15 protein-coding genes are annotated in these 24,626 nt (G+C 57.3%); 10 read left to right on the top strand and 5 right to left on the bottom strand.

Going from position 1 to position 24,626, the window contains the following annotated elements; translation table 11 throughout:
* Positions 1–105: 105 nt before the first annotated feature.
* Complete coding sequence (locus Q1K07_RS13780) at positions 106–297, bottom strand: hypothetical protein (RefSeq protein WP_300311853.1); 192 nt, start codon at positions 295–297, stop codon at positions 106–108.
* Between the two features lie 545 nt (positions 298–842).
* Positions 843–9,398 (bottom strand): DUF4781 domain-containing protein, encoded by an 8,556-nt coding sequence (locus Q1K07_RS13775; protein WP_300311850.1) that lies wholly within the window; start codon positions 9,396–9,398, stop codon positions 843–845.
* A gap of 328 nt (positions 9,399–9,726) precedes the next feature.
* Here Q1K07_RS13775 and Q1K07_RS13770 point away from each other — a divergent pair, with 328 nt between their 5' ends.
* The 7 genes from Q1K07_RS13770 (at position 9,727) to Q1K07_RS13740 (ending at position 16,352) form a co-directional block, all read left to right on the top strand.
* Positions 9,727–10,209: a GNAT family N-acetyltransferase gene (locus Q1K07_RS13770; protein WP_300311848.1), complete on the top strand. Its 483-nt coding sequence runs from the start codon at positions 9,727–9,729 to the stop codon at positions 10,207–10,209.
* A gap of 142 nt (positions 10,210–10,351) precedes the next feature.
* A complete protein-coding gene (locus Q1K07_RS13765) occupies positions 10,352–12,064 on the top strand; it encodes a chloride channel protein (RefSeq protein ID WP_300311845.1) in 1,713 nt (570 codons plus the stop codon).
* A gap of 64 nt (positions 12,065–12,128) precedes the next feature.
* Positions 12,129–13,268 carry an extracellular solute-binding protein gene (locus tag Q1K07_RS13760; RefSeq protein ID WP_300311842.1) on the top strand — a complete coding sequence of 380 codons (1,140 nt, stop codon included), beginning with the start codon at positions 12,129–12,131 and terminating at the stop codon, positions 13,266–13,268.
* A 52-nt stretch (positions 13,269–13,320) separates the two neighbouring features.
* Positions 13,321–14,178 carry an ABC transporter substrate-binding protein gene (locus Q1K07_RS13755; RefSeq protein WP_300311840.1) on the top strand — a complete coding sequence of 286 codons (858 nt, stop codon included), beginning with the start codon at positions 13,321–13,323 and terminating at the stop codon, positions 14,176–14,178.
* Positions 14,179–14,248: 70 nt separating this feature from the next.
* Complete coding sequence (locus Q1K07_RS13750) at positions 14,249–14,917, top strand: amino acid ABC transporter permease (RefSeq protein ID WP_300311837.1); 669 nt, start codon at positions 14,249–14,251, stop codon at positions 14,915–14,917.
* 18 nt (positions 14,918–14,935) lie between these two features.
* Complete coding sequence (locus Q1K07_RS13745) at positions 14,936–15,676, top strand: amino acid ABC transporter ATP-binding protein (RefSeq protein WP_300311834.1); 741 nt, start codon at positions 14,936–14,938, stop codon at positions 15,674–15,676.
* A gap of 4 nt (positions 15,677–15,680) precedes the next feature.
* Entirely contained in the window at positions 15,681–16,352 is a 672-nt protein-coding gene (locus Q1K07_RS13740) for an amino acid ABC transporter permease (protein ID WP_300311831.1), read from the top strand.
* A gap of 15 nt (positions 16,353–16,367) precedes the next feature.
* Here the strand turns inward: Q1K07_RS13740 and Q1K07_RS13735 are convergent, their stop codons facing one another.
* Together Q1K07_RS13735 and Q1K07_RS13730 are read right to left on the bottom strand one after the other, a co-directional pair.
* A complete protein-coding gene (locus Q1K07_RS13735; RefSeq protein ID WP_300311829.1) occupies positions 16,368–18,329 on the bottom strand; it encodes an FAD-dependent oxidoreductase in 1,962 nt (653 codons plus the stop codon).
* Positions 18,326–20,122, bottom strand: coding sequence for a sodium:solute symporter (locus Q1K07_RS13730; protein WP_300311826.1), 1,797 nt, complete (start codon positions 20,120–20,122; stop codon positions 18,326–18,328). The genes Q1K07_RS13735 and Q1K07_RS13730 overlap by 4 nt, the downstream gene beginning before the upstream one ends.
* A gap of 222 nt (positions 20,123–20,344) precedes the next feature.
* Here Q1K07_RS13730 and Q1K07_RS13725 point away from each other — a divergent pair, with 222 nt between their 5' ends.
* From Q1K07_RS13725 to Q1K07_RS13715, 3 genes are all read left to right on the top strand, one after another.
* On the top strand, positions 20,345–20,917 hold the full coding sequence (locus Q1K07_RS13725; RefSeq protein WP_300311823.1) for a cupin domain-containing protein: 573 nt from the start codon (positions 20,345–20,347) through the stop codon (positions 20,915–20,917).
* Between the two features lie 208 nt (positions 20,918–21,125).
* Complete coding sequence (locus Q1K07_RS13720; protein WP_300311820.1) at positions 21,126–22,652, top strand: nodulation protein NfeD; 1,527 nt, start codon at positions 21,126–21,128, stop codon at positions 22,650–22,652.
* A complete protein-coding gene (locus Q1K07_RS13715) occupies positions 22,649–23,440 on the top strand; it encodes a slipin family protein (RefSeq protein WP_300311817.1) in 792 nt (263 codons plus the stop codon). Before Q1K07_RS13720 ends, Q1K07_RS13715 begins: the two co-directional genes overlap by 4 nt.
* A gap of 30 nt (positions 23,441–23,470) precedes the next feature.
* On the opposite strand, the gene Q1K07_RS13710 is transcribed toward Q1K07_RS13715, so the two are convergent.
* Positions 23,471–24,472, bottom strand: a complete 1,002-nt coding sequence (locus tag Q1K07_RS13710) for an aldo/keto reductase (RefSeq protein ID WP_300311815.1) — start codon at positions 24,470–24,472, stop codon at positions 23,471–23,473.
* Between the last annotated feature and the right edge of the window lie 154 nt (positions 24,473–24,626).

Genomic DNA, 24,626 nt, shown 5'->3' with positions numbered 1-24,626 from the left:
CAGGAAGCCTCCGGCAGCGCCAGAAAGCCACCGGCCGCTGCCGGTGGCTGATATCGGCAGTTGTTCAGGCACAAGCTGCGTGGGCATCCACCGATGTCGACAGCATCAGTTGTTGGGACGTGATGATCTGGCAGTATCGACCTCGGTGTTTCCTTCGGTCTTGGCCTTGCTCACTTCCATGGATTTCTTGGCGGCCTCATCAAAGACCTGCTTGAGCTGATTGACGTCGATGCCACCGCCAGAATCACCAGCTCCTTCAACCTGTTCCTTCTTGTGTTTCAGGGAAAACATGGCCATCTCACTTCTCTCCTTTTGAGTGGTTTGGAGTACTGCTATCGACAAGAAGGGAGCCTTGAAAGGCTGATCCCTTTCATCGTTTCTTGCCTAGTGGTTTCCAGAAAACCGAAGTTACGGACTACTGCGTTCCTACAAAGTAGAAGAAAAACTGCATGGAGCAATACTTATATATGTAATATTGTGTATATAATATATGTGTTATGTTAACAAGTTGATATATAAGAACTTTATTGTATCATTGCACTTTTTTGTTCATAGTTTACTTAGGGGTTTTTGGCGACACTTCCTGTTTTTTCATGATAATGAAACAAGACTGAAATGCAGTCTGAGGGTCATCTCGTGTCGTCGTCGTAGGCTTTCCATATCACCTGCAAGTTACTGTCTTGTGTCTTTTTTCTTACGACTAAATGTTAATGTTCTATTGTCGTGAATATCAGAAAGCGCCATAGTTCGGAGCAAATAAAATGCCAAAAGCCTCCCATGAATATCTTCATGGGAGGCTTTCTGACGTTTCAACTTGTCAAATTTGGTAAAACAGCAATTATTCAGGCTGTCTTGCGGGGGAAGTAGATACGATCACCGACCCTGAGTGCCGTAGGGTCAACGATATGTTCCATATTCATGGCCACGACGTCTGCCACGTCGTGATATCCCTGACCGGTGATGATACTGCCCAGCGATGTCTGCCCGGGCTGTACATCGATGGCATAGTAATCGCGATGATTCTCGAAGGCTGGATTGATGCGATGGCCTAGGCCGACCACATGTTCCAGCGGCTCTGGCGACGGAGGTACCATGCCTTCATTGGCGGCAGGGTCGTCATCCTCTGAGCCGGGTGTTGTTGCTTCGTTACCCGTCTCGTTTGTCGAAGATGAGCCATTTTCCGCCGTTGCGGGTGCTGCGTTCTCCTTGCCCTTATCGTTGTCGAGTTCGTCAACCAGCCATTCCCACTCTGGCAGTGAGTCATCCTCGAATAGCCACTTCCTGGCATCGAGCAGGAGGGGAAGCGCCATGCCTAGCGCAAGCGTGACACCCACTCCCGTCCAGATGCGGTTTCCGTCGGCGGCCAGGCGATTACCATCGGTCAGCTGACGGAATGGTCCATGGCGAACATCGGCATCCACCCAATTGAGCCGCCGGCTGGCCAGGTCGATGAAGTACATCTGCAACGCGGTACCGGCAGCCAGGGTCGATCCGGCAAGCGTATTGCCTTGCATGAACTGGTTGACCGACTCCGTTCCGGTCAAGGCGGCCATGGGAATCGTGGTCAATGGATAGATCAGGCGCATCGGCCAGCTATGGCTGGGATCGGTGTTGTTCTTCCAGGTCTTGACCATCGAAATCGTGTCATCGCGCAAGCCTTTGATGCCGTAGTAGGACAGGCCTATCTGGAAGGGTAGTGCCGCCAGGTTGGCTCCCCCGGCCACCCAGTTGCCTTCCGCCAGGGAGCCTGCGGCGCTGTGCAGCGTCAGGGCGGCCCAGGGTGGCGTCATGATGCCGTAGAGGTAGGAGCCAAGGAAGGTGCTGGTGCCGGTCAGCTTGTTGACCAGCGGCAGCGACTTGAGATCGACCCTGGCCAGGCCAGTCCCCAACTTGACGGCGGCGCTGCCTGCCAGTACCACGTTGGCCGCCAGGAAGCCGGCCAGCCCAGCCTTGTCGACGATCTGGAGTGCCAGTGGGTAGCTGGAGTCGAGCAGGCCTCCGTTCATCAGGTAGTGCCAGGAGACGGCATCATTGATCATGTGCGTCGTCAGGATCGCGCTATTGAAGGCGATGCCTTTCCAGGTGCGTGGTTCCATTGGGTTGACGGTCAGTGCATCATCGCCGGCAATATTGGCCAATTCAGAACGGTAGTTGTTGACCTGTTCCTGGATCGCCGCTTTCTTGGCCTGCTCTGTCCAGCCGCGCTGCTGGCTTTCCGGCGTGACGGGGAGATTGTCGAGAAGTTGATAGCGTCCCCATAAGCCCTCGATCAGCCCGGTCACCTGGGAAACCTGCTCGTTGTTCAGGTTCAATGCCCTGCGCGAAGCGATGATGCGACTAGCTTCCCAGTTGAGCATTTGGGCGTTCAGCTCGCCATTATCCATCGCGGCATTGTGGAGCCTCAGCTTTTCATCGAAACGTGCCTTCCCGGCATTCAATATGCCGCGGGCAATGAACCCCGGGCCATTGAGCAGCAGGCCGGGAGCATTGTCGGGCCCGACAAAGTCCGAATATGACGAGCTGTCTGATTGCGCTGGGCGTTGTACCAGTTCACTGGGCTTGCCAAAGCTGGCCGCGCTATGCACCAGCCCCATCGAGCCGAGTACTGTCCCGGCGGCCAGGCCTGTTGCAGTTCGCTTGCGTGCGGGGGATGAACTGTTGTCCGCAGGTCGGTTGGTTGCTGATTGCACGGGAGCATCTGGGTCTGTGACCAGCGATACGCGAATATGATCGCCGTCGGGCAGCTGGGCGGCGGCTTCGGGCGACAGCGCTTGCTCAAGCACGCTGCGGGGCAGGAGTACGGTATCAGGTACTGCATCTTTATTGGCATGGCGATCGTAGGGGGAGGAGATGACCCTACGCTTTGACTGGCCAATGACAGAAGACCTGTCTGCTACGACCCCTGGCAGGTGAACCACGGTTCCCTGGCCATCCTGGCTGAGCGTGATTTCTCCATGGACAGTGTTCGAGCCTGACTCCGCAGTCGCTTGCGTGGCTGCGGGTGCGTTTTCCTCATTGGCTGGATGCACCACGGGTGTTGTCTGTGTGGCTTCGCTGGCTTGAGGCGGTGTTGTCGTTGCCTGATTGGCCGCCAGTGTCCACTGTCCATTGTCATGAAGAGCAAAGGGCAGGCCGCCACCCTGTACCTGTGCACGGAAATCGCTCACACGTTTATCGCTGAGCACGATGAAGTGGGTGTCATTGCCGACATTGAGTGCGCGTGGTGTGGCATCACCAGAGGTGTTGGTAATATGCAGCTGCTGTTGCCCATTGCTGCCTGATGCCAGGGAAAGACGCACACTGTCTTCCGGGCGGGTCGATGGCCATACGATACGCCCATCAGCGTTGACCCGACCGCTCTTGGGTACGGTGCCGCCCTTGACGACCTGGTTGCCGCTGTCGATGCCAGGGTTGGACGAGCGAACGATATGCACGAACTGCCCTGGCGGCAGGCTGCCGTCCTGTGATGCCTGGTTGAGGGCATCCAGGTCGCCGAGACGATAGAGTCGTGGCATCCCTTCGGGAGGCGTGCTGACCTGCTGTGTACGAACAGGTTGTGTGTGAACAGATTGTGTACCGGACGCTTCGGAGATAGACACTGGTGAAGCATCAGGCAGTCTGGCTGGGTCCTTGAAGTTCGGATTGTAGACGGGGGCTCCAACATAGTTGCCATCGGCATCGACGCGTCGAGCCGACAGGATGTCCTGTCCCGCGATACCGTCTGTGAACCTGACCTCATAATGGTTGATATCGGCCTGACGTTGCGGTGTGTTGTCGCCCGGCGGCCTGGCGGGCAGTGAACTGAACATGTCGCCATCGGAAACATCACGCACGATGGTGTAGACCCATGAGTCGCCATCCTGGGCTCTTTCGTTGGCCCACCAGCGTGCTTTTCTTGCCGACAGGCTTGTTGAGACGCCTGACTCGGGGTCGACAGAATTCCTTGGCTGGAAACCGGAATCAAAGACGCTGTCGGGACCACGGGTGTCTCCACGGAAGACAGCAGTCGACTCGGTATGGGAAGGGTTCATGTCTCCCATGAGGCTCGACAGCCTGGGCCGGATCACCGAGGGTTCCAACAGCGCTTCTGCCGTATTCTTCAGGGATACCGAGCGCGACCTTTCGTGCCACGCCTCCCAGTTTGATCTCTGTGCCGGTTCAGGAGGCGCTGGCCAGGCCTCAAGCTGCTCACGAGACAGCAGCAGAAGGTGCCACGACTCGATGTTCTGACGCTCAGCGACACTCAGCGTAGCAATGTCTTCTGGCGACAATTGTCTCAGGGCTGCTACTGCCTGCAAGTCGGCATCATTGACCCAGGAGGGGAGCCCTAGCTCTTCGCGAATCGCGGCAGCCTCCAGGTTGTCCTTCTTGGGCCAGAAAGGAAGACTGGATCCACCGCTCTGCTCCTCTCCCTGAGTGATGCGCTGCTGCCAGGCTTCTTTGAGAGAAGCGAACATTTCGCTACCCAGAGTGCTGGAGGGGTTCGAGGCGTCGCGTATCCACGGCATGACATAGGCTTCACCTGTCTGTGGATCGCGATAGAAAATATGGGTCTTGTCAGCGATGCCTGGCTCATTGCCGCGTGGGCGCGGGCCGATATCGGGTTGCAGGTAGACATGCTCGGTACTCTCGGGAGGATTGCCGAGAATCCTGGCGTCGATGACGTTACCGCTTTCGTCATGCAACTGCAGATTGCTGCTGGAGGTGGTGTCGGTCCCGTTGCTGCGGCTGGGGCGCGTCGTCCACAGGCCGTGGGCACCCATCCCGGTACCGGCAAAACCGGTGGTCAGGCCGACGATGGCATCGGTCAACTGCAGTCCCGACATCTGGCTGCCATCGGTAATCAGACTCTTGGCCGAGTAGCCCATGAGGGGGACGCCGGTGGCGATCGCGGCCCAGTCAAAACCCCGTGCCACTCGGTTCAGGGCTCCTCCACTGCTCATGAAGGTTGTCGCAGCTTCGGCCACATTCGAGCCTGGTTTGACACCGCCGATGCTGGCCAGGAAAGCCTGTCCCCGTGTTATCTGGACGCTGGAGTTCGCTGCACTGAAGGTGCGCGCCATGCCGATGGTGCGGAGACCACTGGAAAAGATAGGGAAGGCGGTGGTGGCGACGGAGAGGTAGTTGAGACCAGATTCCAGGTCGTTCCAGTCGCCGCCATGATTGATATGATCAATCTGGTTGACGATCGCTCGCCCGCCCAGATAAGCGCCACCGGCGAAGGCCAGTGGCGCAGCCACCGGGGCCGCTGGAGTAAAGGACAGAACAGTGGCGATACCGGTGCCGATACCGACCAGAGGGTCGACGATGCTGTCCAGCGCTGAGGTCTCATGCGCATCCACGACTTCCAGGTCGAACTTGCCACCTTCGGAGGACATTTCCAGGTCACGTGGTGCGACCAGCTTGCCGTCGTCGCTGAACATCTGGTTGTTGTCGCGGAAGTCCTCGAGATCCGAGTAATGCTTGCCGCTCATGTCGACGTAGCGAACCTCACCGTCGTCCCCCTGGACGGCAATCAAGTCGACCTGGCTGACACCATTTTCCTCATCGACATGAAACATCGGCACGAAATTGATCTGAGGGTCGTCGCCGCCGATGTCATGTATCGATTCCAGTACCTCGTCCAGCGCCTCACTGCTTTCATCAGTGTTGCGGTTCAGGCCGAATCTCTCATCGAGCATCGGCTCCAGTTCATTGTTCTTGTAAGTGGTGAACTCGTTGTCATACCCCTGTTCTGCCAACTGCTGGAACTTGGGTTGATAGAGATCATCCAGAGCCTGTTCGCTGTTGTCTTCGAGGGCACCAAGTTCCAGGCGGTTGTCGAAGTCCATACTGGACTCGCCCATGCGCTGGGCAGGCTGCTCGGCCATCAGCGTGGAACGCTCTGAGGCCTGCGTCAGGCCCTGGCGTATATCGTCGAGTGCCTGGTCGTCAGCTCGGGCGGCTTCCAGGGCGATGGTGGTGATGGCGATATCGGGATGTACCCAGCGAGTCTCGCCATCGATCTCGATGCCCACAGGCTGGTCGCTGGAGCTCAAGGCAGCCAGCAGTCCTTGGTCGTCAAAGGTGTCCTTGACGTCCTGGGTGACCCATACGGGCTGTTCGTCGGTGCCGATGTTCTGGGGTTCGCTGCCATCGGGGAAAGCATCCTCGGGGGCTTCCGTGGTGCCTTCGCCATGCGTGTCGAACAGCTTGTCCAACTCGGTCTCGAGCTCGGAGATGTTGTCGGCCAGATCTTCCTGACGGATGCCGAAGTCTTGCTCCAGGGTATCGAACAGCGCGGATTCGGCGTTCGACACTTGCTCGTGTGCGCCCTGACGATTGTCCAGATGTTCAAGCCAGTTCGCGGTGACCTCCGGATCACGGTTTTCTTCCCAGAACTCGCTCATCTCTTCGGGGGCGAGCTGTTCTTCCGTGGTGCCGTGCTCGAAGTGAGTGGTGACCCAAAGGCCGTCCTCGCGTTCTTCGATGACCTGCTGACCGGTGAACTCGCCCAGGTAGTCACCACTTACCCGGCTGAATTCCTTGCCTTCCTCGTTCAAGCCCTTGTCTTCATTGAAGGCTTCGAGCAGATCATCACGGATATCGTAGGTGTCGGACTGTAGCTGGGCCTGGTCGCTGCGGGCATGGTGATACTCGGAATAGGCCTGAGCGACATCGACCTGATTGCTGCTGTCTTCCTGTTGTTGCTGGGCTTCCTCTAAGGCAGCCGTGAGTTCATCGTGTTGCTTGCTGCCAGGCTCGGCTTCGGCCAGTTGCTGTTCATGAAAACCGACGCTGTAGTCGGCCATGAAGCTGTTGCCCTTGGCGTTATGCAGCCCCATGTCGTAGAACAGCGAGTCGACGTTGGTCAGTGCGGCATCACGCTCGCTCTGTTGGCGCTCGTACTGGTCCTGCATGAGCTTGAGGTCGTCCGGGGTATCGTCCGCGGTGCAGACACCCTGAACCGTGATATCAGGCACGTTGTCGCTGGCGGAAATCGCCTCGTCCAACAGGTCCTGGGCATCGGCGTATTCGGTGCTGGCGTTGCCGGCCTGTTCTACCATGGCCTCGGCATCATCCAGGCGTTCCTGAGCATCGGCCAGGCTGCCGGAAGGCTTCTCTGGACATACCCATACCAGACCATGGGGCGCCAGGGCTTCGTCGAGAATCTGCTGGGCGCGGTCAAGCGCTCCGTCGTAGTCGCTATCCAGGGCGTAGACATCCAGCTGTGCCTGGCTGGCCTGGAATTCCGAGCCGGCTTCGAGCTGCTCGGCAATCAGTTCGTTCAGCTCCAGCGTGGCCTGGGCGACAGCGGAGTCCATCCACACACCGTTCATCGGTACCCAGGTGCCACCCGAGGGGGGAGCTTCCGTCGGGGGATCACCGTAGGGGTCTTCCAGCGTGACGTTGTTCTCGGGTTCTACGCCGGTACTGTCGTCTCCGTACTCTTTCTGGTACTCCTCTAGCGCTTGATTGAGTTCCTCCGTCTTGTCATCGACGGATGACTGCAGGTCCTCGATGCGCTCTCCTGCCATCATGCCCTCGATGGCGGTCTGGACGACTTCGGCGGCGCGTGCTTCGGCGCCGTCCTCGCTATCGGGGTTGATTTCCATCAGCGTGTCGGCAAGCGCGGCCTCGGGAGTGCCCTGTTCGAGGTCGATCTCGGTGCCGTCTTCATCGCGACGCAAAGTCAGGTCGCCGTCGGGATGTGTGGTCAGCGTATAGCCGTTGTCGGTGATGGACGTGGTGGTGTTGCCATCGGCATCCACATCGGTCGTGGTCTCGCGCCCGTCCTTGCGCGTGACAGTCTCGCTGCTGCGGCCATCGCTGTACTCGGTGGTGCGAGTTTCGGTGCCGTTGCTGTCGATGGCCAGTGACGTCTCGGGGACCGTGCCGCGCCCACTGCTGTGGCTGGCGATGATGTCCTCGGCATCTTCAGCGCCGACGATCTCGGTGGTGTACTGCTCTCCGCCATTGGCCAGCTCATCAGTGCGTGTCTCGACGACATAGCCGGCGGCACGCAACTGGGCTTCCACCTGGGCTTGAGTCAGATCATTCTGTTCCGCAATCGCCTCGATGCTCTTGCCATTGGCCACCGCAGCCACGATGTCATCGATGCCTTCTCGTGTGATGCCCTGGCTATCGTCCAGCTCGGTGCGTGTGCCGTCTTCGTCGATGATCGTCGTCGTGGTCTTGCCATCGTCAGCGGTGACTTCCTCGACTGTCACGCCATTCTGTTCATAGGTGACCGTGGTGGTCTTGTTGCCCTCGGCATCCTCGACGGTCGTGGTCTCACGTCCATCCGTTTCGGTGACGGTTTCCGTGGTACTGCCATCGGCATGCTCGGTGGTCGTGGTCTTGCGGCCATTTGCCTCGGTGACGGTTTCCGTGGTGCTGCCATCGTCATTCTCGGTGCGCCGGGTCTCGTTGCCATCCTTGTCGGTCACCACCGACGTGGTAGTGCCGGAAGGCCCTGTTTCGTGACTGACGATCTCATCACCACTGTCTTCTTCGGTAATGCTTACCGTCGAGGTGATGGCAGGACCTTCTCCCTCGCTACCCGTTTCGTATTCGTAGCCGGCAGCCTCGACCTGGGCGATCACCTGCTCGGGTGACAGGCCCTGGGCTTCAGCAATTTCCTCGATGCTCTGGCCATCGGCAATGCCTTCGACGATATCGTTGATCCCCTCGCGAGTGGTGTCTTGGTCGGGTTTCAGCTCCGTGCGCCGACCTTGCTCATCGAACACTGCTGTGGTGGTCTCGCCATCGGCAGTGGTGATCTCTTCGACCACCACTCCGTCCGGCTGTTGGGAGAATTCGTGCGTGGCAAGCGTGTCACCGCTTTCCGCGTCGCTGAACTCGATAGTGATTTCCTGGCCGTCATCGGACTGTGTGGCGTCGACGTCCAGGCCATTCGACTCGAGCTGTTCGATGACGACATCACGGCTGATGTCGTAGTCCGCGGCCACCTCGTCGATGCTCTTGCCGTCGGCAATATCCGTGGCAAGCGCCTCAGCGTCTTCTGTGTTTAGGCCATTGCCGTTATTGGTCCCTGAATTATCGACCTGAGTGACATCAAACGTCGGCCCTTGGCCGCTGGTGTCAAGCAGTGGGTACTGGGCCTGGAAGGGATCGTTGTCCAGATAAGATTGGTTGGCCTGTTGAGCCAGAAACGGTTGTGAATAGACGCCCAGCCCCTCGCCATTATTCAAAGGTGGTTGATAGTGGAATACCGGTGCCTGGAATCCCCCGTTCCAGGCCGGTGTGGCATCAAGGGCCGGGGTATATCTCGGTGTTGGAGGCGGCGGCGGAGGGCTCTGAATCTTGCTGAAAATGGCAGCACCGAGGATCGAGGCAAAGGCATCCGCAGGGTCAGCTTGAGTAAACTGACGAATGTTTCGAATTAGATTGATCACCGCAAGCTCCTTCCTCTAGCCTCTGGCGGGGGAGGTTGTTGTTAACCAGCATTTTGGCCTTGCGACCCACATGAAGGTGGGAAGTGCGTATCCGTGTCGGGCACACGGGTAGCCCTAACTAACACGGATAGCCCTGACTATCGCTCGTCGACTTTTGAGACAAACCCTAGGCAATTGGGAACACCTCCCTCCAGAAGGAGGGAACATCTGTCTCAATCTAGTCATGAAAATGAAACAGAATGTGAAATTTGGTTTTTAATTGTCATCTTCTGGTCATCGTTATCATGTAAGGGGTTCCATCTCTTTCTTTTCCTTCAGGAAGATTTTTATGCTGATCGATATGTCCATTGGTAGTGTTTCAAGCTGTGATGCACCCTTGGACTTGCTGCTGGAAGCCGATCCGTCTCTGGAGTGCATCAAGCGTTATCTTGATGATTCGACGTGCTGGGTTGCCTGGTCAGGCGAACAGGCTGTGGGGGTGTATGTCATCCAGGATATGGGTGATGACATCCATGAGTTGATGAACATCGCCGTAGCGCCGGGGCACCAGGGACAGGGCATTGGGGCGAAGCTGCTGGAACACGCGATCGAGTTCGCCAGGCAGCAGGGGGCTCGTCGACTCGAATTGGGGACGGGCACGTTTGGCTACCAGTTGGCTTTTTATCAGCGCGCAGGGTTTCGGGTCATGGCGGTAGAGAGGGACTATTTCCTGACCCATTATGACGAGCCGATTCATGAGCACGGCATTCAGCACAAGGATCGATTGCGGCTGGCGGTGGAGTATGGGAAGGCTGGGCACGAGGAAAAGTGATCACCGTTTGCCCTTGAGAGTGATCCCTCCTACACCTGAATAAGATCAAGCCATTAGGCTCAACAATGTGGAAGACGGTACTCGCCAGCCGGAGCAACCGGCGCCGACCGATCTTCATCCTTCGCCTCGAGGGATGCGGGGAATGCTGCGCTTTGTGGGGCTGGTGGTGCTGGGAGGGATCATCGGGGGAGTGGCGGCACTTGCCGCGGCGGGTTTTGTTGCCCTGGTGCTGTGGCTGAATGATGTCCTGTTGATGTCTCCTCGTGGGCGCATGATGTTCGCGTACCCTGAATGGCTGGTGGTGACAACGGTGCTAGTCCCGGTTGTCGGGGGAATCATCGTGGGGCAGCTGCATCGTGCCATACCTGAGCGTCGGCCCCATGGCCCGGCTGATGTGATTGCGGCAGTACAGACACGTCGTGGACGGCTACCGTTCAAGGCGGGTGTGTTATCCATGCTGAGCGCTCTGGTGTCACTTGGTAGTGGGGCTTCGGTAGGACAATATGGTCCGCTGGTGCATATGGGCGCGAGCCTGGGATCGTTGGGTGCCAGGGTACTGCGCCTGGGGCGTTCCGACGATAACGTTGCCATTGCTTGCGGCGTGGCAGCCGTGATTGCCACAGCCTTTCACGCTCCACTGGCCGGTATCGTGTTTGCCCATGAAGTGATACTTCGCCACTACGCGTTGCGTGCATTCTCTCCTGTCGCTGCAGCCGCTATTGTCGGTTATGTCATTGCCAATGATGTGCTGGCTCAGGGGGCACTGTTTCATGTCAATGATACGGCCGTTCCGCATGCTTGGGAGTTTGGCCTGTTCATCATCATCGGTGGTTTTGGTGCTCTGGTGTCCGGGGCATATATGCATGCCATTCTCGCCGTCGGGCGCTGGGCGGGCCGTCTTCCCTTGATACCCTCGTTACGCCCCGCAGTAGCAGGGGCCATGCTGGGCCTGATGGCGCTTTGGGTGCCCGATATCCTGGGCATGGGCAAGGAGACCTTGCGCTTTGCCACCATCGCAGGCGCCTTTGGTAGTGTTGAGCTGGCTATTGTGCTGCTGCTCAAGATTGCCGCTACGGCACTGTGCCTGGGCATGGGCTTCGGGGGCGGTGTATTTAGTCCCGCATTGGTAATTGGCACCTTGTTTGGGGCGCTGTGCGGCACGTTGGCGAGTGCTACCGGGCTGGCAACGGATACTTATGTATTCTACGCCGTATGCGGCATGGTGGCGGTGACGGCACCGGTCATCGGTGCTCCCTTGACGACCTTGCTGATTGTCTTCGAACTGACAGGCAACTATGTGCTGACGACGGCGGCACTGGCCAGCGTTACCCTGGCCAGCCCGATTGCGGCACAGTTGTTTGGCCGTTCATTGTTTGACATCCAACTGGCCGAGAGAGGGCTGGACCTCTCGGCGGGTCGCAGTCAGGCGGTGCTGAAAGGTGCACGACTCAGGCAATTGCTTAGCCATGATTGTGTGACCCTGCATCCCGAACAATGCGTGAATGATGCGATATCGTTGCTCAGCAATAGTGGCCATACCGAGGCGCATCTGGTCGATGATGGACAGCATTACCAGGGCAGCGTGACATTAGTCCAACTGGAAACCATGCGCAGCAGAGGGTGGGGGGATCACCTGCTACGCGATTGTCCTCGTGAACCTCGCCCGGTGCTTGGCCCCGAGACTTCGGTCTGGACGGCCATGCAGTACCTTCAAGAAGTGACCGGCGAAGCCATCGCTGTGGTTGATGACCACAATGAAGATGCTTTCCTTGGTGTGGTCTACGAAACCAGCATTGCCCGTGCCTATCTGAACTACAGCGCAGAATTGCGCCGGGAGGAACACGGTGTGGGGTAAGCGCAGAAGGCATTGCCAGTACAGGACGCATTGCCAGTACAGGACGTATCGTCAGTGCGTGGGCATGCTGCTGGCTGCCGTTGTGCTGCTGTCCTCGGCATTACGTGCAGACGAAGTCGCGGATTCTGCGGTGTCATCGGCTGCTGCCACAGAGCTGGTAGTGCTCAGTTGGGGAGGCGCCTATGAGCGTGCACAACGACGCGCCTTGTTCGAGCCATTTACTGCAGCTACCGACATTCCTGTGCGGGTGCTGCAATATGATGGCGGGATAGGAGGCTTGCGCCAGGCCGTGGCAGAGGGAAGGGTGCCCTGGGATGTCATCGACATGACACGCAGTCAGGCCAAGGAAGCATGTGGCGAGAACCTGCTGCAGCCTCTTTCCTGGTCATTGCTGGCGCCTGCGCCTGATGGTTCGCCTGCGCAACGAGACTTCATCGAAGGTGCTCTGGGTCGCTGTGCCATCACCCATTCGATCTTTGCCACGGTGGTGGCCTATCGTCGAGATGCCTTTCCTGGATATCGCCCGACCAGGATTGAGGACCTGTTCGATCAGCAGCGTTTTCCCGGGCCTCGTGCATTGCAGCGCACGCCAGCCGTCAACCTGGAGTGGGCGTTGCTGTCCTATGGTGTTCCCCGGCAGGAACTCTATCAACTGCTGAGCACACAGCGGGGCTTGTCGTTGGCCCTGCAGCGGATTGCCGAACTCGAGGATCTGCAATGGTGGGAGGCTGGCGATACTCCCGTACGCCTTTTGGCCGAACAAAAGGTCGTGATGGCCTCGGGCTACAATGGGCGCTTTTTCGACGCCATCGTCAATCGCGGTTTACCTATCGAAATACTGTGGGATGGCCAGGTCCAGGAGCATGAGACCTGGGTGATTCCACAGCATGCTCCGCATCCTGACATGGCGCGGGCGTTCATTCGTTTTGTCGCCACCAGCCAGCGTCAGGTTGCACTGGCCCAGTTGATTCCCTATGGGCCATCGCGCCACTCGGCAACGCTCCAGATTGGTTCCGATTCTGATAGCGGTGTGGATATGCGCCTGCATATTCCGACATATCCATTGAATGCCGAACGTGCCATCACTCAGGACGATGACTGGTATGCCAATACCTATCGACGCATCAGTGAGTATTTTCATGCTGCACTGTTGGATGGTGAGGAGCAAAGCTCAATTGACAGTCCCGGATCCGGACAACCATAGTGATGATAGTGAGAAAGCTAATAATAAAATTCACTGAAAATGCGAGGCGTCCATGAAAGGTATAACAACATCCCTGTTTCGCAGCGTTACCGTCGCCGCTGTCGCCCTGGTAGGTAGCAGCCTTTCAACAACCGTTTCGGCTCAAGACCCTTATACCGTTGGGGTCGAGGCTTCCTTCCCGCCATGGGCATATGTAGAAAGCGGAGAATTCAAGGGAATCGCTATCGATGCCATGCAGGCGATAGCCGATGAAATGGGCATCGACATTCAGTTCCAGGACATGCCTTTTCCCTCACTGATTCCTGCATTGTCAGCAGAGAAGATCGATATTCTGGCGACGGGGTTGACCGTCACCGAAGAACGTAGCAAGGCGATCGATTTCACCATTCCCTGGTGGGAAACGAATGATGTCGTGCTGGTGCCAGAAGATTCCGATCTCAATGTCTTTACCGCTGTCTGCTGTGGCGCGCGTATCGGCGTGCAGGGCGGCTCTTCTCAGCAAGCCTGGATGGAAGAGAACGTCGTCGGCAGCGATATCGATGTCGAGCTGGCCAAGTACGACAGTTATGTCACTGCTGTAGACGATATGGCGATTGGCAGAATCTCTTCCGTCATTGTCGATGACACTTCTGCCCAGGAATATATCAACGCGGGCAAAGCGATAGAAATAGCCGGCAAGATCTATATTCGTGCTCCTCTGGCACTGGCGGTATCCAAGGGCGATCCCCAGGATATTCTGGCCTCCCTGAACCAGGGCATCATGGCGATATATGAATCCGGCAAGTGGCAGGAAATCATCAATCACTATATTCCCGGCATCACGCCTCCCGCCATACCCGGGAACATGCCAGATTTCGTCGATACCTATGCCAAGCCTGTGGCGGGCCTTCCGGAACTGGGCAACGAATAAAAGGATGTGAAGGGGCAGAATCTTCCCATTCTGCTTACCCCATCGTTGTTTCCAGATCCCGAGGAGGCGTATGGATATCTATGATGTCTTGATACGTGACTTTCCCTTTCTACTGAAAGGGTTGGGCGTCGCTATCGTGCTGCTGGCTGCCCTCCTGGTGATCGGCTTTGTGCTGGGAATGAGCATCTGCCTGTTACAGCTCTATGGTCCGAAAACACGGTTATTGCAGTGGCCCTTGTTGCTGTATGAACGCGTGTTTCGTGGTGTGCCGATCATCATCATGCTGTTCATCTTCTATTACGGTATTTCCGGGGTCTATGACATTTCGGCGTTTGCTGCGGCCATTCTGGCGATGGGGTTGCGCTCGGCCGCCTACCAGTCGCAGATATTTCGCAGTGCGTTCCAATCGGTACCCGCCGGTCAGATGATGGCTGCCAGGGCCATGGGAATGTCCAAGGCCAAGGCGATACGCCATATCATCTTCCCACAGGCGGCGAGACACGCCATCGGCCCGTGGACCAATGAGTTTTCCTCCGAGATCAAGGAAACCTCGCTGGCCTATGTCATCGGTGTCGTGGAACTGACCCGCCAGGCTCACTACATCATTACCAGCACCCAAGGCAATGTGCTCATCGTGTTTGCCGTGGTGGCGTTGCTCTACTTTGTCCTCAATCGGGCAGGTAACAGCCTGCTCTACGCCTATGAACGCAAGTTGGCGGTGCCTGGTTTTGAAAAATAAGACAAGAGATAGGCTGCAATGACTGACGACTTGATCCTGGACGTGCAGGGCGTAACGAAGAGCTACGATGGCCTGGAGGTGTTGAAGGGCATCGGCTTTGGCTTGCGCAAGGGAGAGACCAAGGTCCTCATCGGCCCTTCTGGCTCAGGAAAGAGTACGTTGTTGCGATGTATCAATTACCTGACAAGGCCTGATGCAGGTCGCATCTTCCTCTCGGGGGAGGAAGTGCGGGAAGGCAATATCGATGCCATGCGCGCTCGCATGGGGTTCGTATTTCAGGACTTCAATCTGTTCTCGCATCTGACGGTGCTCGACAACGTCAGAATCTGCCAGATCAAGGTCAGTGGCATTGATCGCGAAACAGCAACGCAGCGTGCACAGCAGGAACTCGCGCGAGTGGGGCTGGGTGACAAGGCGGCAGCCTATCCGGCAGAGCTTTCCGGAGGCCAACAGCAACGTGTATCGATCGCCCGGGCATTGGCCATGGATCCTGATGTGCTGCTGTTCGATGAACCGACTTCTGCGCTTGATCCTGAGCTGACCAATGAAGTGATACGGGTCATGCAGCAATTGGCGCGCGATGGCATGACCATGGTGGTAGTCACTCATGAGATGAGTTTTGCCAGGCAGGCCGCCGATGAGCTCATTTTCATGGAGAACGGCCATATCGTTGAGCAGGGGCCTCCTGGCAATCTCTTCAGTCATGCGGCCAGTGAGCGTACCCGCGCTTTTCTCAATGTCATTGCAGAGCATGGGTGAGCCAATGCTGGATTTCATTCGTTTTGGTATCGAGTGGCTGCCTCGCATTCTGGAAGGCGTCCCGGTGACGTTGGCCCTGTGGGCAATTGCCATCAGCCTGGGTTGTGTATTGGGACTGATCCTGTGCTGGGCACGAGTGTATGGCAATCGATTCTGCTATTGGCTCAGTACGGTATATATCGAACTGTTCCGTGGTACACCAATGTTGGTGCAGATGTTCTTCATCTATCTCGGGCTGCCGCATGTCGGCATCGTGTTTGATGCTTTCACTGCGGCAGTCATTGCCATCACCCTCAACAGTGCCGCCTATCAGGCCGAATACTTTCGTGGCTCGGTGCTGTCGGTGCCCAAGGGGCAACTGATAGCGGCTCGTGCCTGTGGCATGAGCCAGTGGCAGGCAATCCGCTACATCATGCTGCCACAGGCGCTGCGGCGGGTGATTCCGCAATGGTCCAATGAAGCGATCATCGAGCTCAAGTTCACCTCGATTGCCTATACCATCGGTGTCGTCGAGATCACCGCCATTGCCCAGGATATCGGCTCCAGGACCTTGGATTTCTTCCAGGTGTTTCTGTGGGCGGGTCTGGTCTACCTGATCCTCACGTCCAGTGTTGCCAGCTTGCTGGGATGGGTGGAACGCAGGACCTACGTTCCCGGCGTCACCACCCATGGTTGATGAAGCGGGGCAACGTTACAGCGCCATGGCGGCTTTCAAGCCATCATAGATGGCTTCTTCGGCGCTTCTTGGAACGAGGCAGTCTCCGATCATGGTAATGGGCAAGCCTGACCATTGCGCCTCATCTTGCGTACTGACACTGGGCGAGCCTCCACACGCCAGCACCAGATGATCGACACTGTCGATGACCATCGGCTCACCGCCAGCGGTGTGATAGAGATAGACGCTGTCGTCGTCCACTCCGAATACTCGGGCATACGTTTTTACCTGGATGCCCAGGTTGTGCAGTCGGGCGGCAGTGGAATCCCGTACATAACTTTGCAGGGCCTCTCCTGCATGCAGGCCATTGACAGCCAGAGTGACGCGAGCTCCTTGCCGGGCCAGAAGTTCGGCGATACCGACTCCGATCCAGTCGCCTTGGGTGTCATAGACCACAATATGGCCGCCTGGTAGCGGCTGGCTGCCCAACAGCTGTGTGGCCTGGCTGATGGGAAGTTCTCCCATGCGTTCGACAGGAGGGTGGTAGGCTGATGCTCCCGTGGCTACCAAGACATGATCAAAGCCTTTCTCCAGCAGTGTCGGTGGGGATTCTCTGCGCTGGGTCACGATCTCGACCTCGCTGCGCTTGAGTTCTTCGATGAGGTTGGTGACAAGTCCGCCAAACTCACTTCGGCCCGGCAGGAGCTGGGCCAGGTTGGCTTGTCCACCAAGCCGCGGGGAAGCCTCGAACAGGGTGACCTGATGGCCTCGTGTGGAGGCGGTGACGGCGGCCTTCATTCCTGCGGGCCCGCCCCCGAGCACGGCGATACGTTGAGGCGTAGCGCTGATACCGATGTTGCGATAGCGCAGTTCTCTGCCCGACTCAGGATACTGGATGCAGGAAATAGGCAGTCCACGATGAAAGTGGCCAATGCATGCCTGATTGCAGCCGATGCAGGCGCGAATGCCATCACTATCACCATGGCGGGCCTTGGTTGGCATGGCGGGGTCGCAGATCAGAGCCCGTGTCATGCCACACATGTCGGCTGCCCCGGAGCGAATCACATGCTCTGCTTCATGGGGCTGATTGATTCTCCCGGTGAGTATGATCGGCAACTGCAACCCGGTCCTCAGTTGCCGGGATTCATCGCCAAGATAGGCAGCGTCATAGATCATGGGGGGCACGATATGCACGGAGCCTCCCAGCGAAGCGGAAGTCCCGGCAACGATACTGGCATAGTCGAGCTTGTCCTGCAGATGCTGCAAGGTAGCGATGGCCTCATCACTGCCCATGCCTTGTTCATCGCGTTCATCGCAGGAGATGCGCAACCCTATGGCCAGCTGTGTTCCGGTTTCAGCGCGAATGGCATCGATGATCTGCTCTACAAATCGCACACGATTGATGAAGCTTCCGCCATATTCGTCATCACGCTGATTGACCAGTGGGCTGAGAAATTGCGCTGGCAGGTAGCCGTGACTGGCAAGGATCTCGACACCCTGAATGCCTGCCGTATGCATGCGGCGCGCAGCAGCGGCGAAGCTGGCAATGATGTCTTGAATCCGCTGCCGTGTCAGCGCTCTTGGCATGACGCGAAAGCGCTCTTGTGGAACCGAGGAAGCAGAATAGGCCACGGGCTTCAAGCCGTCGGCGGATTCCATGATCTCGCGTCCTGGATGAAACAATTGTGCGAAGACCACGCTGCCATGCTGCTGGCACGCCTGGGCGAGGCGGCGATAGCCGGGGATACAGCGATCGTCATTGGCCATCAACAGGTGGGATGTGTAGCGGGCGGTTTCATCAACCCCGGATACTTGAAGAACGATCAAGCCAGTGCCATATCGAGCGCGCTGCTCAAGATAGGCAATCAGTGCATCGTTGACCATGCCGTCCTCTGGCAGGCAGGTATCATGGCCAGTGAAGACGATACGGTTGGCGATCTGGTGTTGCCCGATTGATAGCGGCGACATCAGGTGTGGAAAAAGCTCATGCTGGCTCATTGGCGGACCTCGTTCGGAGAAGACGGCGCAGTGTGCTGAGACTGTGAAGGCGCCTTGCCCTGCAATGAATCAAGTGCTCTGCGGCCATAGGCACGCCGGATGTACCAGAAGGCGAGCAGCCCAACACCGCATACGGACAGGCCATAGCCGATGGACAACAGGGATTCACCGCTAAGCAAGTGGAAGGCGTGCCCCCGAGCAGCGGCATAGGGGAGGGCATAGAACGTCACCAGCAGGATGCTGATGGCAATCCCGGCAAGGATCACCACTAGGGGCCATGCGAGCGTCTTTTTCAGCTCGGTCGAGTCAAGCTCTTCGATGGGAGTCTGATGCAGTGCGTCGAAATAGGCCTGGGCTGCGGGATGCGGTGTTGTCAGCGACGATACGACGACCAGACACGCCAGATTGGCGACGAAGCCCAGAATGAACGGGTCTAGATATACCGGTAGCGACACTATCCCGGCCTGATCCAGCAGCTTGGCAGCGATATTGACCACGAAGCCGGTGGCCATGCCGATGAAGGCCGCTGGTGCGCTGACATTGCGGCTCCAGATGGAGGCAAAGGCCACTGGCCCCCAAGATGAGGCGAACAGCGTTCCTGCGAAATAGGTGATCCACATCACAGCGGGAGGCTGGAAATACGCCAGCAGCAGACTGATGGAAGCGGCGCACAACATGATGAGGCGACTCAGGCGCAGCGACTTCTGCTCATCCTGCTTCGATGTTCTGAGAATGTCATTGGATACGCTGAACCCGATCAATGACAGGAACGTCGAGCAGGATGACAATGCCGCCGCCATGATGCCGGCGATCAGCAGGGTGCCAAGGAATGTTGGCATCATGTTCATGGCGGCCCACACCATGGCTCTTTCTGAGGGAGTTATCTCTGGATTGACCAGATTGATGGCGGCACCACCGAACATCAGCACGACATACAGAATGGCCAGTACCAGCCCTGAAATGCAGGCCGAGCGCATGACCACATGCTCGCTTCTGGCCATGAGATAACGACTGGTCTGCCATGGACTCACTGCCAGTACCAGTGACCAGGAAGCCCCGAGAACCAAGGCCCAGATAAGTGATTCTCGACCGGATGCCCAGTAGGCACCTTCGCCACTCAGGCCATGCCAGGCAATGATGCCGGGTTTGGGCTCGAAGTTGGCCAGGTCAGCCAGCGTCGAGAACCAGCTTCCATCCTCGCCAAGCAGATAGGGCAGAGCGATGATCGATACCAGTGTGAAGAGCAGGAACATGATGGTGTCAGTCAGCACGACACCCCGTGATCCCGAATAGAGCGTGAACAGCATATAACCTAGCCAGACCAGGATCAGGGCCAGGCCATAAGGGATTTCTGCAACATCGGAAATCAGGATGGAGCCGCCCTGAGTGACGGCGAGGAGGTAGGCTGTCAAGCCGATAACCGTGGTAACACCGGCCAATCTCTGCATGGCCTTGGAATGAAAGCGCCGGGAGAAGAACTCTGGAATGGTCAATGACTTGCTACGCCGGACGAAGCGTCCGAAGAACAGTGCTCCAATGACGTAGCCGCTGGTGTTCACTGCGACCAGAGCGAGCATCAGAAAAGCGTAACCATCATAGGCAAAGCCGGTTTCCGCAAGAAAGGCATTGGTGCTGAGAAAGCTGGCGACAAGCGTACCGACAATCAGCAGGGTTGGCGCACGACGACCCGCGACATAGTAGTCGTCCAGTCCCTGGACCTTGCGACCGGCATAATTGCCGACCAACAGATAGACAATGAGGCTGGCGAGTAACCCCCAGAAGTAGATGTTCATCAGTCTGCCTTTGTAGTAGTTGGATGATGGGCGAGATTTGGATGAGCGAGTGGCGCGTTGAGTATTCTGACGTTAAGCTTTTAGTGAATTTTTACACTATAAATTTCACTGTCAGCGATTTAACTTTAGTTGGAAATTCACTTGTAGAGATTTTTTATCCAGCTATGTCAGACTCTTGGCTTTCAAGACGTGGGGCAGGTACTTCAATGCATAAGGTGAAGAATGGCGAAAAGCACTGAGCTGCAAGGCGCTCGCATCCGTAGCCTGCGCAAGTTGAAAGGGCTGACCCTGGGGCAGCTATCCCAGCGGACAGGGCTGTCGCAGGGATACCTGAGTCAGATCGAGCGGGGTATCAGCCAGCCATCCATCGGCTCTCTGGTGTCAATCGCCCAGGCGTTGGGCGTTACCATGCAATGGCTGTTCTCGGATCCTCCGGGAAAAGCGGGAAAGGCGGATAGTCGTTCCCCCGAAAAGCTGGTGAAGAAAGACCAACGTATCTCCATTGAGTACGAAGATGGCATCGTTGATCAGTTGCTGACGCCCCGCAGCAATAACAATCTCGAAGTGATCTATTCGGTCTATCCGCCTGGTACAAAGAGTGAGCCTTATTCGCACAAAGGGCACGAAGCGGTCACGGTACTGCAGGGGCGGTTGGTGCTGATCGTGTCTGGGGAAGAGTTTGTTCTGGATGAAGGCGACTGTCTTTCCTTCAAGAGTACGGAACGGCATTCACATCGGAATGCCAGTGATGGCGACACTATTGCCATCTGGTTCATTACACCGGCGTCATTTTGAGTCTGACAGGGGGAAGAGGTGCAGAAGCAGAGGGGATAAAGGTTTTTGATAGACATCAAGATTGTGGACAGTAAATGCGCATACCAAGAACACTTTTCGCGATGAGATCTACACTGATACATAAGACCTGATGGTCGCAATGGAACATGGGCTGAGTGCTTTCCTGCGCTTCCATCGCGAATGAATCAATTTGCCGAGGCGCGACGTCATGATTGGCAAGCGCAGGCGTTCTCCATATCACCCCACCACTTGGCTGAGTCTGGTGTGTCTGCTGCTGGGTGCTTTTCTGGGCTGGAATGCCCTGGCCCAACAGCATATGGATCAGCAGGAGCGGGGCTCTGCCCTGGTCATGACTCTTGCTGACATCATTGGTCCGGCGACCAGTGACTACTTTCAGCGCGGCCTGGAAATGGCTGCGGAAAGTGGTGCCGAGGTGGCGGTACTGCGCCTCGATACGCCTGGTGGGCTGGATTCTTCGATGCGTGACATGATCAGTGCCATGCTGGCCTCACCGGTACCGGTGGTGGTGTATGTCGCTCCGGAAGGTGCTCGGGCGGCCAGTGCGGGGACTTATCTGATCTATGCCAGTCATGTGGCGGCCATGGCGCCTGCCACTCACCTGGGCTCGGCGACGCCGGTCCAACTTGGCGGTGGTGGTTTGCCGGGACTCGATGATGAACCCGAGTCTCCCAAGGATGATCCGGCACAGGATGAAGCATCCGAAAAACAGCCTGACAATGACGAATCCAAGCCTGCGACAGAGGCGGAGCAGGGCGAGAATGGAAAGCAGGAAGCGTCAGAACAGCCTGAAAAGCGCCGCGGCGACACCGCCATGGAGCGCAAGGTACTCGAGGATGCTGTGTCCTATATCCGTTCCCTGGCCGAGCGTCATGGTCGTAACGCTGAGTGGGCTGAGGATGCGGTGCGCGAAGCCCATAATCTCACTGCCAGTGAGGCATTGGAGCAGAACGTCATCGAAGTCGTGGCGCGGGATATCGACGATCTGTTTACCCAGATCGATGGTCGGGAAGTGGTCATGGCCGATGGCAAGCGCACCCTGTCCACCGGGGATCTTGCCATTCAGTACTTCGATCCGGATTGGCGAACTCAGCTACTGGCGGTGATCACTAATCCCAATGTGGCCTACTTCCTGATGATCATTGGCTTCTATGGCCTGATCTTCGAGCTTTCCAACCCCGGTAGCCTGGTACCTGGCACCATCGGCATCATCTCGCTGCTGCTGGCGCTCTTTGCTTTCCAGGTACTACCTGTCAACTATGCTGGATTAGCGCTCATTGTAGTGGGGATGGGGCTGATCGTCGGCGAGGCCATGATGCCCAGTTTCGGGATACTCGGGATCGGCGGGATCATTGCCTTCGTGATCGGATCGGTGATGCTGATGGATGCAGATACGCTGAACATATCCATACCGTTGATTGGTGGTGTGGCCCTGGTAGCGGCAGGAATCATGCTGTGGGTGGTGACACGTTTCTGGGGACTGCGCCGGAGCCGTGTGCGCACTGGGCAGGAAGAGTTGCTGGGAAGTGAGGCCCAGGTACTCGACGACTTCCAGGGCAAGGGACATGTGCGCTTGCATGGCGAGCGATGGAATGCGCGTAGTGACCATGCCTTGTGCCGCGACCAAATCGTGAAAGTGGTCGGTGTAGATGGACTCACTGTAGTGGTCGAGCCGGTGGAGTCACTGGCCGACAATGACGAGGAGAATGCACCATGATCTTTTCCTATCTTGTCCCCCTCGTTCTGGTCTTGCTGCTGCTGGCAGCTGCGATTCGTATCCTGCCAGAGTACAAGCGTGGCGTGGTGTTCTTCCTGGGCCGCTTCCAGGCCGTCAAGGGACCGGGATTGGTGATCATCATCCCAGCCATTCAAAGGATGCAGGTGGTGGACCTGCGGGTCATCACCATGGATGTCCCCGAGCAGGATGTGATTTCCCGGGACAATGTCACGGTCAAGGTCAATGCGGTGCTGTATTTCCGGGTCGTGGACCCGGAAAAGGCCATCATCCAGGTAGAGCACTTTGTCAATGCTACCAGCCAATTGGCCCAGACCACGCTACGTTCCGTGCTGGGCAAGCATGACCTGGACGAGATGCTTTCAGAACGAGACAGACTCAATGACGATATCCAGGAAATCATCGATACCTCGGCAGAAAGCTGGGGCATCAAGGTGGCCAATGTCGAGATCAAGCATGTCGACCTTGACGACAGCATGATTCGTGCCATTGCCCGGCAGGCAGAAGCCGAACGTGAGCGGCGCGCCAAGGTGATCCATGCCGAAGGCGAGTTGCAGGCCTCGAAGAAACTGGTCGAGGCCGCCAATATCATGTCGGAGAACCCGGCTGCCTTGCAGTTGCGCTACCTGCAGACCATGAGCGACATGAGCAACAAGAATGCTTCCACCATCGTGGTGCCACTCCCTATCAATATCATGGAAGCGTTCCAGAAAGTTGTCGGCACAGACCCAAGACGCTCACCCAAGGAGCCGTCGGAGGGAGAGGAGTAGCTTAGTAGGGGGGAAGCCGCGTAGGAACGGTCAAGCAAATTCCTCTGTATCGATTTCCCTCTGCTGGGCTTCGCTGTAGCGGGGGCCCGCGACCTGTTCCACTGTCAGCATGCCGTTTATGCGGGTGATGCTGTCGGCATCCAGGCGGAGCGTGTCTGCTTCCAGGTTTTCACGCATGTGTTCGATGGAACGTGAACCGGGAATGGGAAGGATATCGTCACCCTGGGCCCTGAGCCAGGCAAGGGCGAGCTGGCCAGGTGTCACTCCGAGGGTGTGGGCTTCGTTCTTGAAATCTTCCAGCAGACTGAGATTCCTGGGGTAATTGTCAGCGCTGAAACGTGGCATGTTGCGACGCATGTCACCATCGTCGAAGCTGACTGTGTCAGTGATAGTGCCTGTCAGGAAACCTCTGCCCAGAGGGCTGAAGGCGACCAGTGCTGTATTGGCTTCGCGGCAGGCCTTGATCAGACCGATTTCCGGGTTGCGTGTCCACAGGGAGTACTCGTTCTGCACCGCGGCGATAGGATGTTCTGAGCGAGCACGGCGCAGGGTGGCGGCGGATATTTCGGAGAGGCCAATATGACGAATCTTGCCCTGTTCCACGAGCCGGGCCAGGCCGCCTGTGCTTTCTTCGATGGTGACCTGTGGATCCAGGCGGTGAAGGTAATACACATCCAGGTGATCGGTATTCAGGCGCCGCAGGCTGTCTTCGCACTGTTGCTGGAGTGTCTCTGGTCGGCCATCGATGACCTTCTTGCCCTGTGCTGGGTCCATGGCCATGCCACACTTGCTGGCTAGCAGAACCTGGTCACGCTTGCCCTGCAGGGCCTTGCCCAGCAGCTTCTCATTGGCTGTTGCGCCATAGAGCGTGGCAGTGTCGAAGTGACGATATCCCATGTCAAATGCTGCATCCAAGGCGCGCAGCGCCTCCTGCTCTGCCAGTGGATTGCCGTAACCATGGGAGAGGTTCATGCAGCCTAGGCCAATAGCAGGAGCAGCCACTTCCTTGAGGAGGGAAAAGAGGGTCGACATGAATATCCTCGTCACATGTGGGGGGCCACTCATGATGCCGAGGCAGGGACGGGGGTTGCAAGGAGAGATGCTGAAAGCCGAAGGCAGCCAGCGACGGCTGCTGCCCTCGACCATTGGGTAGCGAACCCACTGCCGCCTGCCATGCGATTCCATG

Source organism: Halomonas sp., assembly GCF_029263665.1.
Classification (GTDB): Bacteria; Pseudomonadota; Gammaproteobacteria; order Pseudomonadales; family Halomonadaceae; genus Halomonas.
The sequence above is the reverse complement of the archived record's forward strand: the minus strand, read 5'-3'. Positions and strand labels throughout refer to the sequence as shown.

Excerpts from the sequence above, each read along its gene's own strand:
- Q1K07_RS13780 (WP_300311853.1), bottom strand. The coding sequence starts at position 297 with ATGGCCATGTTTTCCCTGAAACACAAGAAGGAACAGGTTGAAGGAGCT.
- Q1K07_RS13770 (WP_300311848.1), top strand. The coding sequence starts at position 9,727 with ATGCTGATCGATATGTCCATTGGTAGTGTTTCAAGCTGTGATGCACCC.
- Q1K07_RS13765 (WP_300311845.1), top strand. The coding sequence starts at position 10,352 with ATGCTGCGCTTTGTGGGGCTGGTGGTGCTGGGAGGGATCATCGGGGGA.
- Q1K07_RS13760 (WP_300311842.1), top strand. The coding sequence starts at position 12,129 with ATGCTGCTGGCTGCCGTTGTGCTGCTGTCCTCGGCATTACGTGCAGAC.
- Q1K07_RS13755 (WP_300311840.1), top strand. The coding sequence starts at position 13,321 with ATGAAAGGTATAACAACATCCCTGTTTCGCAGCGTTACCGTCGCCGCT.
- Q1K07_RS13750 (WP_300311837.1), top strand. The coding sequence starts at position 14,249 with ATGGATATCTATGATGTCTTGATACGTGACTTTCCCTTTCTACTGAAA.
- Q1K07_RS13745 (WP_300311834.1), top strand. The coding sequence starts at position 14,936 with ATGACTGACGACTTGATCCTGGACGTGCAGGGCGTAACGAAGAGCTAC.
- Q1K07_RS13740 (WP_300311831.1), top strand. The coding sequence starts at position 15,681 with ATGCTGGATTTCATTCGTTTTGGTATCGAGTGGCTGCCTCGCATTCTG.
- Q1K07_RS13735 (WP_300311829.1), bottom strand. The coding sequence starts at position 18,329 with ATGAGCCAGCATGAGCTTTTTCCACACCTGATGTCGCCGCTATCAATC.
- Q1K07_RS13730 (WP_300311826.1), bottom strand. The coding sequence starts at position 20,122 with ATGAACATCTACTTCTGGGGGTTACTCGCCAGCCTCATTGTCTATCTG.
- Q1K07_RS13725 (WP_300311823.1), top strand. The coding sequence starts at position 20,345 with ATGGCGAAAAGCACTGAGCTGCAAGGCGCTCGCATCCGTAGCCTGCGC.
- Q1K07_RS13720 (WP_300311820.1), top strand. The coding sequence starts at position 21,126 with ATGATTGGCAAGCGCAGGCGTTCTCCATATCACCCCACCACTTGGCTG.
- Q1K07_RS13715 (WP_300311817.1), top strand. The coding sequence starts at position 22,649 with ATGATCTTTTCCTATCTTGTCCCCCTCGTTCTGGTCTTGCTGCTGCTG.
- Q1K07_RS13710 (WP_300311815.1), bottom strand. The coding sequence starts at position 24,472 with ATGTCGACCCTCTTTTCCCTCCTCAAGGAAGTGGCTGCTCCTGCTATT.